General features: G+C 51.2%; 11 protein-coding genes. 4 read left to right on the plus strand and 7 right to left on the minus strand.

The genetic code is table 11. The features are described 5' to 3' along the window. From tssH to tssB, 7 genes are all read right to left on the minus strand, one after another. Positions 1-2,191 (minus strand): type VI secretion system ATPase TssH (gene tssH, locus EYY67_RS23370; protein ID WP_131694492.1); only part of this gene is annotated, 2,191 nt, incomplete at its 3' end. Between the two features lie 162 nt (positions 2,192-2,353). Then, the gene (gene hcp / locus EYY67_RS23375) at positions 2,354-2,845 is read right to left on the minus strand and encodes a type VI secretion system effector Hcp (RefSeq protein ID WP_095925785.1); all 492 of its coding nucleotides are present in this window, start codon (positions 2,843-2,845) and stop codon (positions 2,354-2,356) included. 32 nt (positions 2,846-2,877) lie between these two features. After that, positions 2,878-4,572, minus strand: a complete 1,695-nt coding sequence (locus EYY67_RS23380) for an OmpA family protein (protein ID WP_131694493.1) — start codon at positions 4,570-4,572, stop codon at positions 2,878-2,880. A gap of 3 nt (positions 4,573-4,575) precedes the next feature. Beyond that, positions 4,576-5,229, minus strand: a complete 654-nt coding sequence (tssL, locus tag EYY67_RS23385) for a type VI secretion system protein TssL, short form (RefSeq protein WP_131694494.1) — start codon at positions 5,227-5,229, stop codon at positions 4,576-4,578. Then, positions 5,226-6,563, minus strand: coding sequence for a type VI secretion system baseplate subunit TssK (gene tssK / locus EYY67_RS23390; RefSeq protein WP_131694495.1), 1,338 nt, complete (start codon positions 6,561-6,563; stop codon positions 5,226-5,228). The genes tssL and tssK overlap by 4 nt, the downstream gene beginning before the upstream one ends. 11 nt (positions 6,564-6,574) lie before the next feature. After that, a complete protein-coding gene (gene tssC, locus EYY67_RS23395; protein ID WP_095925782.1) occupies positions 6,575-8,122 on the minus strand; it encodes a type VI secretion system contractile sheath large subunit in 1,548 nt (515 codons plus the stop codon). A gap of 31 nt (positions 8,123-8,153) precedes the next feature. Continuing rightward, positions 8,154-8,648 carry a type VI secretion system contractile sheath small subunit gene (tssB, locus tag EYY67_RS23400; protein WP_095925781.1) on the minus strand — a complete coding sequence of 165 codons (495 nt, stop codon included), beginning with the start codon at positions 8,646-8,648 and terminating at the stop codon, positions 8,154-8,156. 847 nt (positions 8,649-9,495) lie between these two features. On the opposite strand from tssB, the gene EYY67_RS23405 reads away from it, so the two are divergent. The 4 genes from EYY67_RS23405 (at position 9,496) to EYY67_RS23420 (ending at position 14,868) form a co-directional block, all read left to right on the plus strand. Further along, the gene (locus EYY67_RS23405; RefSeq protein ID WP_131694496.1) at positions 9,496-11,043 is read left to right on the plus strand and encodes a methyl-accepting chemotaxis protein; all 1,548 of its coding nucleotides are present in this window, start codon (positions 9,496-9,498) and stop codon (positions 11,041-11,043) included. Positions 11,044-11,363: 320 nt separating this feature from the next. Then, the gene (locus tag EYY67_RS23410) at positions 11,364-11,921 is read left to right on the plus strand and encodes a fimbrial protein (protein WP_131694497.1); all 558 of its coding nucleotides are present in this window, start codon (positions 11,364-11,366) and stop codon (positions 11,919-11,921) included. Positions 11,922-11,978: 57 nt separating this feature from the next. Beyond that, entirely contained in the window at positions 11,979-12,725 is a 747-nt protein-coding gene (locus EYY67_RS23415) for a fimbrial biogenesis chaperone (protein WP_131694498.1), read from the plus strand. 52 nt (positions 12,726-12,777) lie between these two features. Next, entirely contained in the window at positions 12,778-14,868 is a 2,091-nt protein-coding gene (locus tag EYY67_RS23420; protein WP_242675630.1) for a fimbria/pilus outer membrane usher protein, read from the plus strand. Positions 14,869-14,871: the final 3 nt, after the last annotated feature.

Raw genomic sequence — 14,871 nt, forward strand, 5'->3', positions numbered from 1 at the left:
GGATCACGGTATTGCGGAAGTCGATTTCACGTCCTTCACCGTCGCGCATAAAGCCGCGGTCGAACACCTGATAGAACAGGTTGATGACATCACGGTGGGCTTTTTCCACTTCATCGAGCAGGACGACGCTGTACGGACGTTTACGCACGGCTTCGGTGAGAATACCGCCCTGACCGTAACCGACGTAGCCCGGAGGTGAACCCTTCAGTTGGGAGACGGTATGCGCTTCCTGATACTCGCTGAGGTTGATGGTAATGAGGGATTTCTCGCCGCCGAACAGGCAGTCGGCAAGGGAAAGGGCGGTCTCGGTTTTGCCTACGCCGCTCGGGCCGACCAGCAGGAAGACGCCCAGCGGGCCATTCTCAGACGTCAGGCCGGTTTTGGCGGCGCGCAGACGTTGTGCCATGTCGGTCAGGGCATGATCCTGTCCGACGACCCGTTTGTTCAGGTGATTTTCCAGTTGCAGTAAATCGGTCTGCTCATCTTTCAGCAGGCTGGTGAGCGGCACGCCGGTCCAGTCAGCAATCACCGTGGCGACGGTACGGACATCCACGTCCAGCGACAGCAGCGGGGCGTTGCCCTGCAAATCAGTCAGATGGTGTTGCAGGCTGGCGATTTCTGCCTGACGGCTGATGTCCTGACGGGTTTCCAGCAGTTGCTGCGTCAGGGCTTTCTCTGCATGGTATTGCGTATCCAGCGTGGTGAGTTGTTCGCCTAAGCTGTCGGTCTGACGTTCAATCTGTTCCAGCCGGTCGCCATGAGTTTTGTTGCCCAGCGCGATGTCTTCCAGCAGTGCCTGCTCTTCCATTTCCAGCGCGGTGATTTGCGCCTTCAGACGGGTCAGATCTTCCGGCAGCGTATCCAGACTCATGCGTACACGGGCAGAAGCGGTATCTAACAGGTCGACGGCTTTGTCCGGCAACTGACGACCGGTGATATAACGGCGCGAAAGGCTGACGGCGGCTTTTACCGCTTCGTCGGTGATGTGTACGCCGTGGTGTTGCGCGTAACGGGATTTCAGACCGCGTAACATCAGGCACGCCATCTCGTCGTCCGGCTCATCGACCTTAACGATCTGAAAGCGGCGTTCAAGGGCGGCGTCGCGCTCAAAATACTGTTTGTACTCGCTCCATGTTGTCGCAGCAATGGTGCGCAGTTCGCCACGGGCCAGGGCCGGTTTCAGCAGGTTAGCGGCGTCCGCGCCCCCGGCCTGATTGCCCGCGCCAATAATAGTGTGCGCTTCGTCGATGAACAGCAGCACCGGCGTCGGCGATTGCTGTACGGCATCGATAACATTTTTCAGACGCTGCTCAAACTCACCTTTCACACCGGCACCGGCCTGCAACAGACCGAGGTCTAAGGTGCGCAGGCTGACGGTTTTCAGGCTGTCCGGCACGTTGCCTTCGGCAATGCGTAACGCCAGCCCTTCCACCAGTGCGGTTTTGCCCACCCCCGGTTCGCCGACCAGGATTGGGTTGTTTTTACGACGGCGGGAGAGAATATCGACCATCTGACGGATTTCATTGTCGCGGCCAAATACCGGATCAATCTGCCCGGCTTTGGCTTTAGCGGTGACATCCAGCGTAAATTTATCCAGCGCGGCCTGCAGGGCTTCACTTAATGACTGGCCGTTCATGCCTGCATCAGATTTTGGACTGGCAGCCTCATCGGAAAGCGACGAAGGGGTACGGTTCAGGCTTTCTTGTTGTTGCAGCTCCGGGCGCTCTTCCGACAGCGCATCCAGCACCGGTTTCAGGCGGCGGATATGTTCTTCGCTCAGGCTGAACAGCGGCCACAAGCCCTCGCAGCGCAGCAGACGCGGCTGCCCCATCAGTGCTTCGAGCAGGTTCACGCTGCGGATACTCTGGTTGTCATCCTGCAATGATGCAGCCAGCCAGCCCGCTTTCATCAACGATTGTAAATCCTGAGAAAGTTGCGGACGCGAATGCACGGAACGCGGCAGGGCATCGAGATGTGACAGCAGGCTTTGCCATAAAGCATCCATGTCCCACTCATAACGGCGGGCCAGAACGGTAATGTCACCTTCACCCAGTTCCAGCAGTTTGAGCAGCCAGTGTTCGACGGTGATTTCACTGTGGGCGCGGGTCTGGCAGAGCGTCGCGGCAGCTTCCAGCGCTTTTGCGCAGTACGGATTTAAGCGGCGAAGTAAGACAGCTGACTGATGTTCCATGCTAAATTCCTTTTTGTGGGTACGCTACCGCCCTTAGCCTTTTCCTTTGCAGGAAACCCAGGCCCATAAGGTCGATGTCCGGTGGTGTTTTTGTTTGCTCAACCGCCAGAAGCGGCTCAGGAAACAAAAACAGCAGACGGCGAACCGTCTGCTGATAAGGTCTTACGCGGTAGTACGTTCGTTCCAGGAATCGGAATGAATGATGTTGCCGTCTTTGTAGGTCCAGGTGATTTTTTCGTAACGCAGCTCGATCATTTCGAGGTGGTTATGTTTTTCCATCGCAGGATCTTTGATGTCGTGCATTTTTGGCGCGACTTTCACCAGCTTGACGTTTTCCAGTTTGGTGTTGAAATACTCAACTTCCTGGCCCGCGTCATTGATGCGATACCATTTGAACTCAGCAGATTTCAGGGTCTGACCGGTGGTCACTGCTTTGTACAGGTACGGGCTGGAAGAATCGATTTCTTTGGTAAACAGGAACGGGGTGTGAATACGAGTACCCGTCAGTTTGCCGGTGTTGTTATCGGTCGGGATATACAGGTTGTGATCCTGCGCAACCACTTCGATGCTGCCTTCACGATCTTTAACGTCTACGGAACCTTTAATGTCCGCACCGCCGTCGTCTTTCAGCCACAGATAAACAGGAATTGCCATGGGTAGTTCTCCATTTCTAAGGTAAACATTCATCAATCATTTGATGAACTTGGGGTTGCTGATGCTTTGCAGGCATCTGCCTGTGGCACCAGACTGATTTCGACACGACGGTTGGCCGCACGGCCTTCCGGTGTATCGTTTGTTGCAATCGGGCGACTCTCACCGTAACCCTGTACGGCAAAGCAGCTTTCGGACACGTCGCCGGTATCACGCATCCAGTTGCGTACTGACTCTGCACGTCTGAGTGACAACATTTGATTGGATTTATCATCACCTGTGTCATCAGTGTGACCCGCTACCACTATCAGCCAGCCCGGTTTGGCTTTGATCCCAACCAGCGCGTTGATCAGCACTTTGGTGGAGCTTGTTTTCAGCTCGGATTTACCCACGTCAAAAAGTGACAGGGAATCTAGCCGGATCGTTTTCGGCCCCTGAACAATTTGATTGATCACCGGTGGTGGCGGAGGGGGGGGAGTCCAGCTATTGATGGCGGTCTCCAGTGGTGCGATCAGCCGCATCCCCTGATATAAGCCCAATGACATACGCATTGGCGCTCCGCTGCGCAGCCAACCATCCAGTAAACCGGCGTCGGTGCGTAATTGTTGCTGAGCAATCATCTTTGGCGAGGATGGCGTGCCGGAAAGACGGTTATATAATGCGAGGTGGTCACCCACGCTCTGTACCAGACGTTGGTTATTGACAAAAGACGCCAGCAGGGCGAAGAGCAGGAAAACACCACATAGCAGCCCTGCCAACTGACAGGCTTGCATCAGCCGGGAAACGCCGTGACGTTGCGGCAAATAGGGCAGCAACACCTCCGGCAATGGCAGGCATTCTTGCGAATGGACAACGCCGGGGGTTAGTGTAGTCACGTCACCTATGTGCGCTTGCCACAGATTGTCCAGACTCCCGGCGATGGGTGTAAAACAAGCACCCCATGCGCAAGGGGTCAGCGCGGGGACATCGCTTTGCTGACGCGTCAGAATGCTGCTGACGTGAGTTTCAAGCCAGGGCAGCAGGCTTTCTATCCAGAAGACCGTGCTCAATCTTTCCTGAGTGTTTCGGATATCCAGTTGCTGGCTCCAATCCATCAGCGGTATGACGCCTGCCCCTGCTTCATGAACCTGAACGTTTTTATTTCCCGGAATGATGGTAAACCACCGCTCAGCCAGGGTGTCTGTTACCACAGGCGGAGATAGCCAGGTGCTGACCCAGACGGGGGGAATTCCAGCCAGCCAGTTTTTGCATTGCACAATGGCACGGTGCCAGACATGGAGTTTTTGTGCGAAGTCGTCCTTATCCTGATGTTGCTCGGGGACTATGGCCAGAAGAATGGAGATCTGGGCGATTAGCGCCGGGCGTTCTGCCGCGAGATGCTGTGCCAGCAAAGGCAAGTGCTCTGGAAAAGTGACCGGCAGATACCAGCCCTGACGTGTTTCACGGAAAGGGACCGAGTCGGAGAACAGCGGAGCACTGTCGCCACAAACCAGCACAACAGCGCCCTGAAAATCCTCAGGCGGAAGAACAGCGTCCGAAATGTGTGCATGTGCAATTTCATTACGGTGATTTTTACGCCACTGAATATAGCCCGTAGCACCACTCATGATGACCACCAGCATGCTCAGTGCCATCCGGCTTCCTGTGCCGAGCGGCCAGAAGCCGAGAATCAGCCATAAGGTCAAACAGGTCGCCAGAAGCAGCAGTATTAGCTGTGTTAATCCGCGCATCCGTCAGTGGTTCCCTGTCAACTGAGAGACCATACGTGTCAGTTGCGTATTTAGGACGAACCAGAGCGCAATCAGAATCACGATGCCTGCAACCCATGAAAACCAATAGGTTCTGCGTCCGGAGCGCAATCGCAGCGAACGTGAAACAATGGGCATTTCCTGCGCCGAGGTGAAAGGCGGCACTAACTGATTTAGCTTGCGAACCACATCTTCTCTGCGCTCATCCCCTTGTTCGCGATAACGGCCAGAGAAACCCAACGTCAGCGCACGGTAAAAGCAGGTGAGCACCGCGATATCAGGAGCAGGTTCATGGAGCACCTTGCGAATACGTTCCCATAACTCTTCACCTGCATTCAGAGTATTGAAGTAGCGTGCCTGAAGTGGGTCTTTAAGCCATTTGGTGTTTCCACTATCTGGTTCCTGGCGGTTAAGTACACTTTCATCTAATAAGGCACATTGCGTATAAAGCATGTGGTCGCAACTAGATTCGCTGAATCCTGCGCGTGATAAGGATTCTCTCGCACCATCAATCCAGTCGCAGGCCCGGCGGTAAAGAGCCTCGCCGTCTTCGATTTTCTGGCCGTTACGCAACTGGCTGACCATCAACCAGCAGGGATAAAAAACTTCATCAACAATTGACCCATTTATCTTGCTCATGAGCGCAACACCGCAAACAGTTCAAGTTTGATTTCACCCAGTGAACCTGGGGTATAGAAAGCGCAGTTTCCAGCATCCAGCATTGCCTGGGCGGCAGGACTGTTCAGGTCCAATGCAAAATATTGGTTTTCAAGGCGCAACGGGATGGCGGCCGGTACATGAGACAGCGCCTTCATTACGACACCATTCAATGCCACGTTGACCACGTCAGAAACATCCTCAAAACTCCCTGCTTTGCAGAGCAGCGGGAACTGAGTTTGCAACAGGTGGTTTGGAATGGATGAGCGCACGGAAAGATAGAAATCAGCGCCGTCGCGCAGACGGGAATCATGCAGCGATCCGGTCCAGAACTGGCCTTCATGCGTCAGTTCAATCGCGACCATACGTGATGGCAGACTGGCTTCGAGCAGGGCATCCAGCAGGGTAAACAGCGGAGGGAAAACGTTTTCCGGCGCATCATGCTGATACAGAGGAATATCTTCTGCCTTATGCTCGAGGGAAAACGTCAGCAGGCTTCCAGCCAGACGCACCAGTTCACGATAGAACAGTTCAGGATGGCGGGCAGGGGACTGATAAAGCTCCATCAGCACTGGTTCAGCACTGTTCAGAGCGTTCAGTAACCAAAACAACGATACGTCGGCTACTGCAAAGTCGGCCATTCGTTCATTGCTTTCGCGGCGCATCGCCATCAGGCGTCGACGGCGGGCCTGAAGGCGGTGAATTAAATCACCGAGTTCCGTCAGGACTGCCGGAGAGGACGACAACGAGAGCATTGGCGGAATGAACTCTGCATCCGGTGTCCATTGGCCTTGTGCATTACGCACAAGACGTACAACAGGGCAGGTCAGATACGCGCTGTTTTCCTGATGGGCAAAACGGAGCGTTATCGCATGGCGCTGAATAGCCAGTTCTGTCCGTTCATGCCCTGATAACTCCTGCACGGTGACCCATTCCTGCTGCCAACGACGTGGACGTTCACTGTCCTGACCGTCATCCAGATTGCCGCCATTGGCTGAAAGCAGAGGTAATGCCAGTACGACATCAACGTTGTCCCGGTCAGAAATTGCAGATAAATCGCAAGCCGGAGGCAAATTATCCGCCAGCTCGGTATCAATCAGCGTCCCATCAGGAAAACGAACCTTCAGGCGTAAAGCATTTAACCTGGAAAGGGCTAATGAGCCGATGTCGAATGTTGCATCAATCACTCCCCAGGGATTTGCCAGAGCCATATGAGCAACCCTGTCAGATACAAAAGCATCCCAACGGGCTTGTTGCTGGAACTGTTGCGGGGCCAAAAAGGCCCCGTCGCTCCATAATGGGCGATAAATTTTCATCGTTTCTCCGCTTATGCCTTAGCTTTAGGCATCTGAGAAACCAATGACAGATTCACGTCCATGCCTTCTACCTGGAAGTGCGGAATGGCATACAGTTTCACGCGGAAGAAGCCCGGGTTGTCTTCGATATCTTCAACGGTCACTTTGGCGTCACGCAGCGGATGAGAAGCCTGCAGGTCGTCGCCCGGATCGGTCATCTCAGTCACCAGTGTGCGAACCCAGGTATTGAGCTCCAGCTCCAGCAGACGGCGGTCTTTGGTGGTGCCGATGTTTTCGCGCTGAATAAGTTTCAGGTAGTGCGCGATGCGTGACAGCAGGAAGATGTATGGCAGACGCGCATTGATGCGGCTGTTCGCGGTGGCATCAGCCGTATCATACAGTGCCGGTTTCTGTGCGGAGTTGGCAGAGAAGAAGCAGGAGTAGTCACGGTTTTTGTAGTAAGACAACGGGATGAAGCCCAGATTGGCAAACTCGAACTCGCGGGTTTCAGGGATCATCACTTCTGACGGGATTTTCACCTGATTGCCGGTACCCAGATCGTACAGGTGAATTGGCAGATCAGTGACTGCACCGCCCGCCTGCGGGCCGCGGATTTGTACGCACCAGCCATTTTTGATGAAGCTTTTCACCATGTTGGCGGCAAAGGCGAACGCAGCGTTGGTCCAGAGATATTTCTCGTGATCCGGGCCTTTCACTTCTTCCACATAGTTGAAACTGCGGACAGGAACGGTATCCGGGCCATACGGCAGACGGCCGAGTACGCGCGGCATTGTCAGGCCGATATAGCGGGAGTCGTCGGAATCACGGAAGGATTTCCATTTGATGTATTCGGCACGGTCAAAGTAGTTACCGATATCTTTAATCGCCGCCACTTCTTCCATCGAATCTTTCAGGAAGAATTTAGGGCCGACCGCACCGACGAATGGCATATGCGCAGCAGCAGACACTTTAGAAATGTTGCGCAGCAGGGCGACATCTTGCGCCGACGCGTCAAACTCGTAGTTGGAAATCACAGAACCGATCGGCTCGCCGCCCGGTGTGTCATATTCCTGAATATAGGTATGACGGTACAGGCCGCTCTGAACAATTTCAGGGCAATCTTCGAAATCCTGACGTAAATCGTCTTTGGACACGTCAAGCAATTCGATTTTCACGTTCTGGCGGAAATCAGTACGATCAACCAGGAACTTCAGACCACGCCAGCCGGATTCTACGCGCTGGAATTCCGGGTGATGCATGACCACGTCCAGCTGACGGCTGATCTGGCTGTCGAGTTCGGCAATGTGGTGGTCGAGCAGCGTTTTATCCAGACGTTCAACCGTCTGACCTGACAACTTCAGGCGCTCCAGGAAAACCTGTACAGCGGCGGTAACACGCTGATCGGCGGTAACATCTGCCAGTGCCGACGTATCCTGAAAATCATTCAGGTCACCCAGTGAGGAGACCGGTGTCAGGTTGATTTTATCGAACAGGGAAGCGTATACCGTACCGGTTTCCGGGCGATCCAGAACCGTCGTCTGGCTGGCAGAGGAGTTTTCAGTATTGACTGACATAAGCATTATCTCGCATTAATCCGTTAAGTGGAGGCAATTACGCCTTAGGTGCCAGGGCATTCAGCTCACTGCGCAGTTCATTGCTCAGTGAAGGGTCTTTCAGAATGGTTTCAAGCTCTTTACGGAAGGTGGCGTTATCGAGCAGATTGGATTTAAGGTCGCGTAAGAGGTTACGCATGGCCAGCATGGCGCGCAGTTGTGGGATCTGACGGGCAACCTGTTCTGGCTCAAAGTCTTTCATTTCATTGAAATTAAGCGCGACATTCTCTTCACTGCGATCGCCTGCCAGCGTATTTTCTACGGTCAGGTTCAGTGACGGGCTGAATTCAGCCAAAACGCTGTTAAAGTTATTCTTATTAATGTTCACTTTTTCGCGTTCAGATAACGGGCGGTTCTCTTTTCCGTTACTGTAATCGCCCATTACCATCAGTTTTAATGGCAACTCGACTTTCTTCTGTGCGCCGCCGGTGTGTAAATCCAGCTTGATATTGACGCGCGCTTTCGGAATTTCATTCTGGAAGCTATTAGACATGCCTATCCCTTATTTATGGAGTGATAAACGCTGCCAATGGTTCTTAAAATATGATATTGGCAACCCTGCCATAAACTGCATCCTTGCCCGTATAACGCGGCGGGAAAATCAGGGTCACGGCGAACTAAAATATTTATGAGAAACATTTCGCAGTGTGTTTTTAATTTACCTGAAAAGTTAAGTCGCAGGTAAATACCTGTGGCTGATATTTTAGGTAAATACGCTGCTGCATAGATAATCAAATGATGTAACCAAATGTTTCTAGTGGTCGAGGGTGACATAAAAGATAACTCCGTTGATATATAGGAATTTTCTTCGCTCTTGCCCGTAGGCCTTGCTGTATATGGGTTTTACTTAAGCTAAATTTAAAATTTAATGGTAATTTCCTATGGAAGTGACAAAAAATAAATAACTCATTCACTCTGTGAATGCAGATAAATTCATATGAGTTCATTTCCTGACGCATTTAATTTATAAGAATTTTCCTCTAAAATCCCTAAGAATATTCACAGAAAGAATGTGTAAGGTGTCATGTTAGAAGTGTGGGGTATGAGAAATTTTGCACATTTTTATTTGGAAGGAAGAAGAGATAAATAGCGATAAATATGTGGGAACTATTTTTAATGAGATTTTGTTCGCATTTTTAATGCTTGCGTTAAAAATCTCAATGTGAACGCTTGTTGAATATTCTGAGTGTTTTAGGGTCCCGCTTATCGGTGACCGTGCGGGTAAATTTCCGCTACGATCGATCATCCTGCCATAAATTTCAGATAGGGCGCTGGGAATGTTAAACATTTGATGTGAAATGCCGATATACAGACTCCTGCTCCGTTTTGAGAATCTCCCGATGTCGCTTAAAAAGTCGTCTTTGCTTGTCCTGGTAGTGCTTTTTGCCCTCTTTTTCACCAGTATGCTGTCGAACGTCTGGCTGCTCACCCGGAGCAATCACTCACTGGATGACGTGAACAAAGAGATCCGCGTGGTGCTGTCTATTATTGATCCGATAAACCACAGCCGGACCTCCCGTGTCCGGGTGATGGAATATATGAAAGAAATTGAAAATGGCGACGGTCAGCAGTCAAAAACTGCGCTGGACGGCGTCAGTGAAGTGATCAGCAAAGCCGATGCGGCGTTTCAGGCGTATCTTGCTGCACCCAAATTGCCCGGTGAAAGCGGGCTGGCCGAGGAATACCGCAATACCTATCAGGATTATCGCCAAAACGGTATCCAGTCTTTGATCGATGCAGCGAAAGCGGGCGATCAGGCAGCGTTCAAAGCGCGGATACCGGTGGTGGTAAAACTCGATCGTCAGTATGAAATCGTGCTGGATAAAGTGCTGGCGCTGCATGAACAGTACGCAAGAAACCTCAACAGCGATGCGCAAAGCAACTTCAAACTGGGTATCGGACTGACGATCGGTTTTGGTTTGTTATTCCTGATCATCATTATCAGTGTACTGGTGTTACTGAAACGTTTTGTTCTGACACCGTTGCTGAGTTCCCGCGATCATTGTCGTCAGATTGCAGAAGGCTATCTTGATACGCCGGTGCCGGTTAAAGAAAAATCCCGCAGCGAAATCGAAGAGCTGATGCAGTCGATGGAACATATGCGTCAGTCGCTGACGCGGATTATCGGGCAGGTGCGCGACACCAGTCATACGGTAGCGCATGCATCACAGGAAATTTCTGCAGGTAATATTGATCTGGCTTCGCGCACAGAACAACAGGCCGCCGCGCTGACACAGACTGCCGCCAGCATGGAAGAACTGGGCGCGACGGTAAAACAAAATACCGAGAACGTCTCCCGTGCCAGCAGTCTGACCCGTGAAGCGGTGCAAAATGCGCGGGCAGGTGAGAAAGTTGCGCAGGATGTGATTGGCACGATGGGGCGCATTAACAGCAGCTCGAAAAAAATCGAAGACATCACGGGCGTGATCAACAGCATTGCCTTCCAGACAAATATTCTGGCGCTCAATGCCGCCGTCGAAGCCGCGCGCGCGGGCGAACAGGGGCGCGGATTTGCCGTGGTGGCCAGCGAAGTGCGCAGCCTGGCACAGCGCAGTGCCGTGGCAGCAAAAGAAATTGAAAGCCTGATTTCTGAATCGGTGACCAATATCCGCGAGGGGTCTGATCAGGTCTCACGTACCGGTGAATCCATCTCAGCAATCATTTCTTCCGTCACACAAGTCAATGTATTGATGGAACACATCTCGACGGCATCTGATGAACAAAGTCGCGGGATCAGCCAGATTGAACAGGCGGTGACAGAAATTGATGGCGTGACACAACAAAACGCCGCACTGGTTCAGGAATCAGCGGCCGCCGCCGCGTCGCTGGAAGAACAGGTCTTATATCTGACGCAATCTGTATCAGCGTTCAGGCTGGCGACGGTGTAATTAATCACTGTCATCAATATATTTTCAGGTGGAAGAGTGCATTAAAGCCGGTCATATCATAAGAAATGTCCGGCTTTATTATAAATGAAAATTAGTGAAGTTATTTACAAGGCTCACTAATTATTTTTGTTTTCGTAAAAATATTTCTCTGTCAGGGGAAATAACTATTATTGTGAATCTTAACTTTGGGTATATGATGAACGCGTCTAATAATAAGACGTAATCATGCATTCATTTACCATGTTAATGAATGGTTTATTAAATTTTGATGTTGTCATTATTAGTCCATGACCTCTCCTGACTTATATAGGGAAATACAGATGCCTGATATAAAAAATGCCATATCATTGTTTGCGTGGGTACTGACATCGACCTTTGCTGTTTCGGCAATAGCGGCGGATGGAACCATTACCTTTAATGGGAAAGTGACAGATACCACCTGTTCAATTGCCGTGAATGGCGGTACCGAGAATGCAACGGTCACATTACCCACGGTTTCATCAAATAGTCTGAAAATATTAGGTGAAACTGCCGGTGCAACGCCGTTCAATATCTCTCTGACCGCGTGTTCCGGCACCGCATTAGGCACGGCCAGCACATATTTTGAACCGGGGACATATGTCGACAGTACAACCGGCCGGCTGAATATTGATTCGACCGTCTCGGATGCCGCAAAAAATGTTCAGGTTGAATTACTGAACGCCAGCATGGATCCCATTATCGCCGGGACTTCTGTTGCAAATGGTCAGAATGATATCGCGGTGGACATTAGCGCAGGCAGCGGGACATTAAATTATTTCGCCCGCTATTACGCTACGGCGCAATCCGTTGCAGGTTCTGTCGCTACGCAAGTTGATTACACGATGACTTACGAGTAACACATGTTGGGGTGAAAGAGGAGTTTCACCCCCTATTAACAACAGAGGATTTCAGGGATGGTAAAAGCTTTATTTCTTAGCGTAATAATCGCCTTCATTTTTTCTTATAAAGCCTACTCAGAAGTGGTGTTCAATGGTACCCGGATTGTGTTCCATGCACAGGATAAGGAAGCCGTTGTCCAGCTAAAGAATACCGGTAAAAACCCTTATCTTGTACAGATGTGGCTGGATAAGGGTGACCCCAACGCCAGACCCGGTGAGGTCACTGTGCCCTTCGTGGTGAATCCGCCCGTGGTACGTATTGACCCTGAAAAAGGGCAAGCCATCAGGCTGATGATGACGGGCGGGCAATTACCACAGGATCGGGAAACTCTATTTTGGTTTAATCTTCTGGAAGTGCCGCCCAAAGCAACGGCGATGATCCAGTCAGGGAATAATGTGTTGCAGATGGCATTCCGCACGAGGGTGAAACTATTATACAGGCCTGATAAATTGCATCCGTCACCTGTGGAAGTGTATAAGGCTTTAAGGTTCTCACTCAGCGGCGATAAATTAACGCTCACCAATGATTCTCCCTATTTTATTACCTTCAGTAAGTTGGAAATCAGAAAATCAAAAAAATCGGCTATCCTCGCACGCGTGGAGCATTTCGACCAGAGAATGGTGGCGCCTGAAGGGAAAATAGAATTCATATTGAAGGCTGTCACGGATCATCCTCTATATGGTGAGACTTTATTTTACAGCGTCATAAATGATTACGGCGGGGAATCAATTAATGAACAGGTGTTGGGGAATAATATCTGATGCAACACCGTTCTCATTGATAGTGACATTAATGAGAATGGCTGTGGGGGTAATGTCAGTATTCGTTTTTAATGCTCATCCGGCGGAACAAAAAGAGGTCATATTTAACAGTGCCTTTCTGCGATCCGCTATTGACGTGAGTGAATATGCAGAAGGTAATCCTGTTTCCCCCGGAAAACATCGGGTAGATCTTTATGTCAACGATAAATTGAAAGGGCGAACCGAGGTTAATTTTGCTTTGCCGGATAATGATTCAAAAATTGCCCGTGCGTGTTTTGATATCCGGCTGGTTTCTGAAATGGGTATCGATATTGAAAAACTGAATGCCAATATCGTGGAACAACTTAAAGACACAGGTTACTGCAACGATATCAGGCGCGTGCTCACCGGACTCGATAGCCGTTATGACGTCACCACTCAGCGTCTCAATGTGCAAGTTCCGCAGATTTATTTGCTACGTCATGCGCGCGGTTATGTCAGCCCTGAATTATGGGATAAAGGTATCACGGCGGGGACAATTGAATATGACTATAACGCCTATCATGCCGAAATGTCGGAGACACAAAATCTCTCGACACAATATCTCGGTTTGCGGGGCGGTATAAACTGGGATGTCTGGCGGTTGCGCTACAGGGGCACATTTAACTGGAGCGATGAGAATGGTTGGGACTATGACAATACCAGCACCTACCTTGAACGCGCGATAGTGCCGTTGCGCAGCAAACTGGTGATGGGAGAATCCATGACCGAAGGACAGGTGTTTGACAGTGTAGGTTTTCGCGGGGCGATGCTGGCTTCAGATGACCGGATGTTTATGGATTCGCAACGCGGTTACGCGCCGGTGATCAGTGGCGTGGCAAATACCAATGCGCTGGTCCGGGTGTCCCAGCGCGGTATGCGCATTTATGAAACCACGGTTCCGCCAGGTCCTTTTATGATTGATGATCTCTACCCGACCGGCACCGGCGGCGACCTGCTGGTGACGCTGAAAGAAGCCGATGGCAGCGAACGCAGTTTTACCGTGACCTATGCATCGATTGCAGAATTACTGCGACCGGGCACCACACGCTATACCCTGATGACCGGAACATACCGTAATACCACGGTGTATGAAAAACCGCTGATTGCGCTGGGATCGTTACGACACGGGTTTACCAATTTGATCACCGGTTACGGTGGCCTGCTGGGTGGGGAAGAGTACCAGTCTATTGCCGGAGGTATCGCCCTGAACATGGCGGTGGGGGCAGTGTCTGCGGATATAACCCATGCGCGTACACAGTTGCGAAATGACATCGAAAAAGAAGGACAGAGTGTCAGTGTGGCCTTCTCAAAAATCCTGCCGGTGATCAACACCCACATCACGCTGGCGAATTACCGCTATTCAAGTGCAGGTTATTACAGCATTGATGATGCGATGCTGATGCGGTATGAGCAAAACCAGTCAGGAAATACCGGTTATTCCGGCAGTATCAATCGTAAGAATCGTGCGCAAATCAGTGCAACACAGGATTTACCGGATGTCTGGGGAACGATGAACCTCAGTGCCAGTACCCAGGATTACTGGAATAAAAGCGGACGTGATACTGAGTATCAGATCGGCTACACCAATACGTTTACGTGGTTCAATCTGAACATCAATGCCAGCCGCACAAGGGATCTGGTCAATAATGTCTGGGATACCAAAATTGCCGTGGGGATTTCCTTACCTCTTGGTAACCGCGAAACATCAGCTTACCTCAATTCAACCTACCTGCAGGAACGCGATCATCAGGGGGTGCAGAACGCGATCGCGGGTTCGGCGGGAGAAAGCCGGCAATACACCTATAACATTTTCGGTAATACCGACCATTATTCCACGGCGGAAACCCGCAATACCGTCGGGGCAAGTGGCAACTGGAATTCCCCTTATACCCGTCTGGGCGGCAGTGTTTCCGCCGGGCAAGGCTATCAGCAATATGGTATGACGCTGTCCGGTGGCGCTGTCGGTTATGGCAATGGCGTGGTATTCACACCTCTTATGGGTGACACGATGGCGGTGGTGGAAGCGGAACATGCCAGCGGAGCCACTGTGACCAACAATTCCAGCCTGTCTCTGGATAAATCCGGCGCAGCGTTGCGCGTTAAGGTACCGGCTGCCGGATGATAC

The organism is Rahnella victoriana (assembly GCF_004330295.1).
Classification (GTDB): Bacteria; Pseudomonadota; Gammaproteobacteria; order Enterobacterales; family Enterobacteriaceae; genus Rahnella; species Rahnella victoriana.

Bases quoted from the DNA above. Each gene is read 5' to 3' on its own strand.
- hcp (WP_095925785.1), bottom strand. From the start codon at position 2,845: ATGGCAATTCCTGTTTATCTGTGGCTGAAAGACGACGGCGGTGCGGAC.
- EYY67_RS23380 (WP_131694493.1), bottom strand. From the start codon at position 4,572: ATGCGCGGATTAACACAGCTAATACTGCTGCTTCTGGCGACCTGTTTG.
- tssL (WP_131694494.1), bottom strand. From the start codon at position 5,229: ATGAGCAAGATAAATGGGTCAATTGTTGATGAAGTTTTTTATCCCTGC.
- tssK (WP_131694495.1), bottom strand. From the start codon at position 6,563: ATGAAAATTTATCGCCCATTATGGAGCGACGGGGCCTTTTTGGCCCCG.
- tssC (WP_095925782.1), bottom strand. From the start codon at position 8,122: ATGCTTATGTCAGTCAATACTGAAAACTCCTCTGCCAGCCAGACGACG.
- tssB (WP_095925781.1), bottom strand. From the start codon at position 8,648: ATGTCTAATAGCTTCCAGAATGAAATTCCGAAAGCGCGCGTCAATATC.
- EYY67_RS23405 (WP_131694496.1), top strand. From the start codon at position 9,496: ATGTCGCTTAAAAAGTCGTCTTTGCTTGTCCTGGTAGTGCTTTTTGCC.
- EYY67_RS23410 (WP_131694497.1), top strand. From the start codon at position 11,364: ATGCCTGATATAAAAAATGCCATATCATTGTTTGCGTGGGTACTGACA.
- EYY67_RS23415 (WP_131694498.1), top strand. From the start codon at position 11,979: ATGGTAAAAGCTTTATTTCTTAGCGTAATAATCGCCTTCATTTTTTCT.
- EYY67_RS23420 (WP_242675630.1), top strand. From the start codon at position 12,778: ATGTCAGTATTCGTTTTTAATGCTCATCCGGCGGAACAAAAAGAGGTC.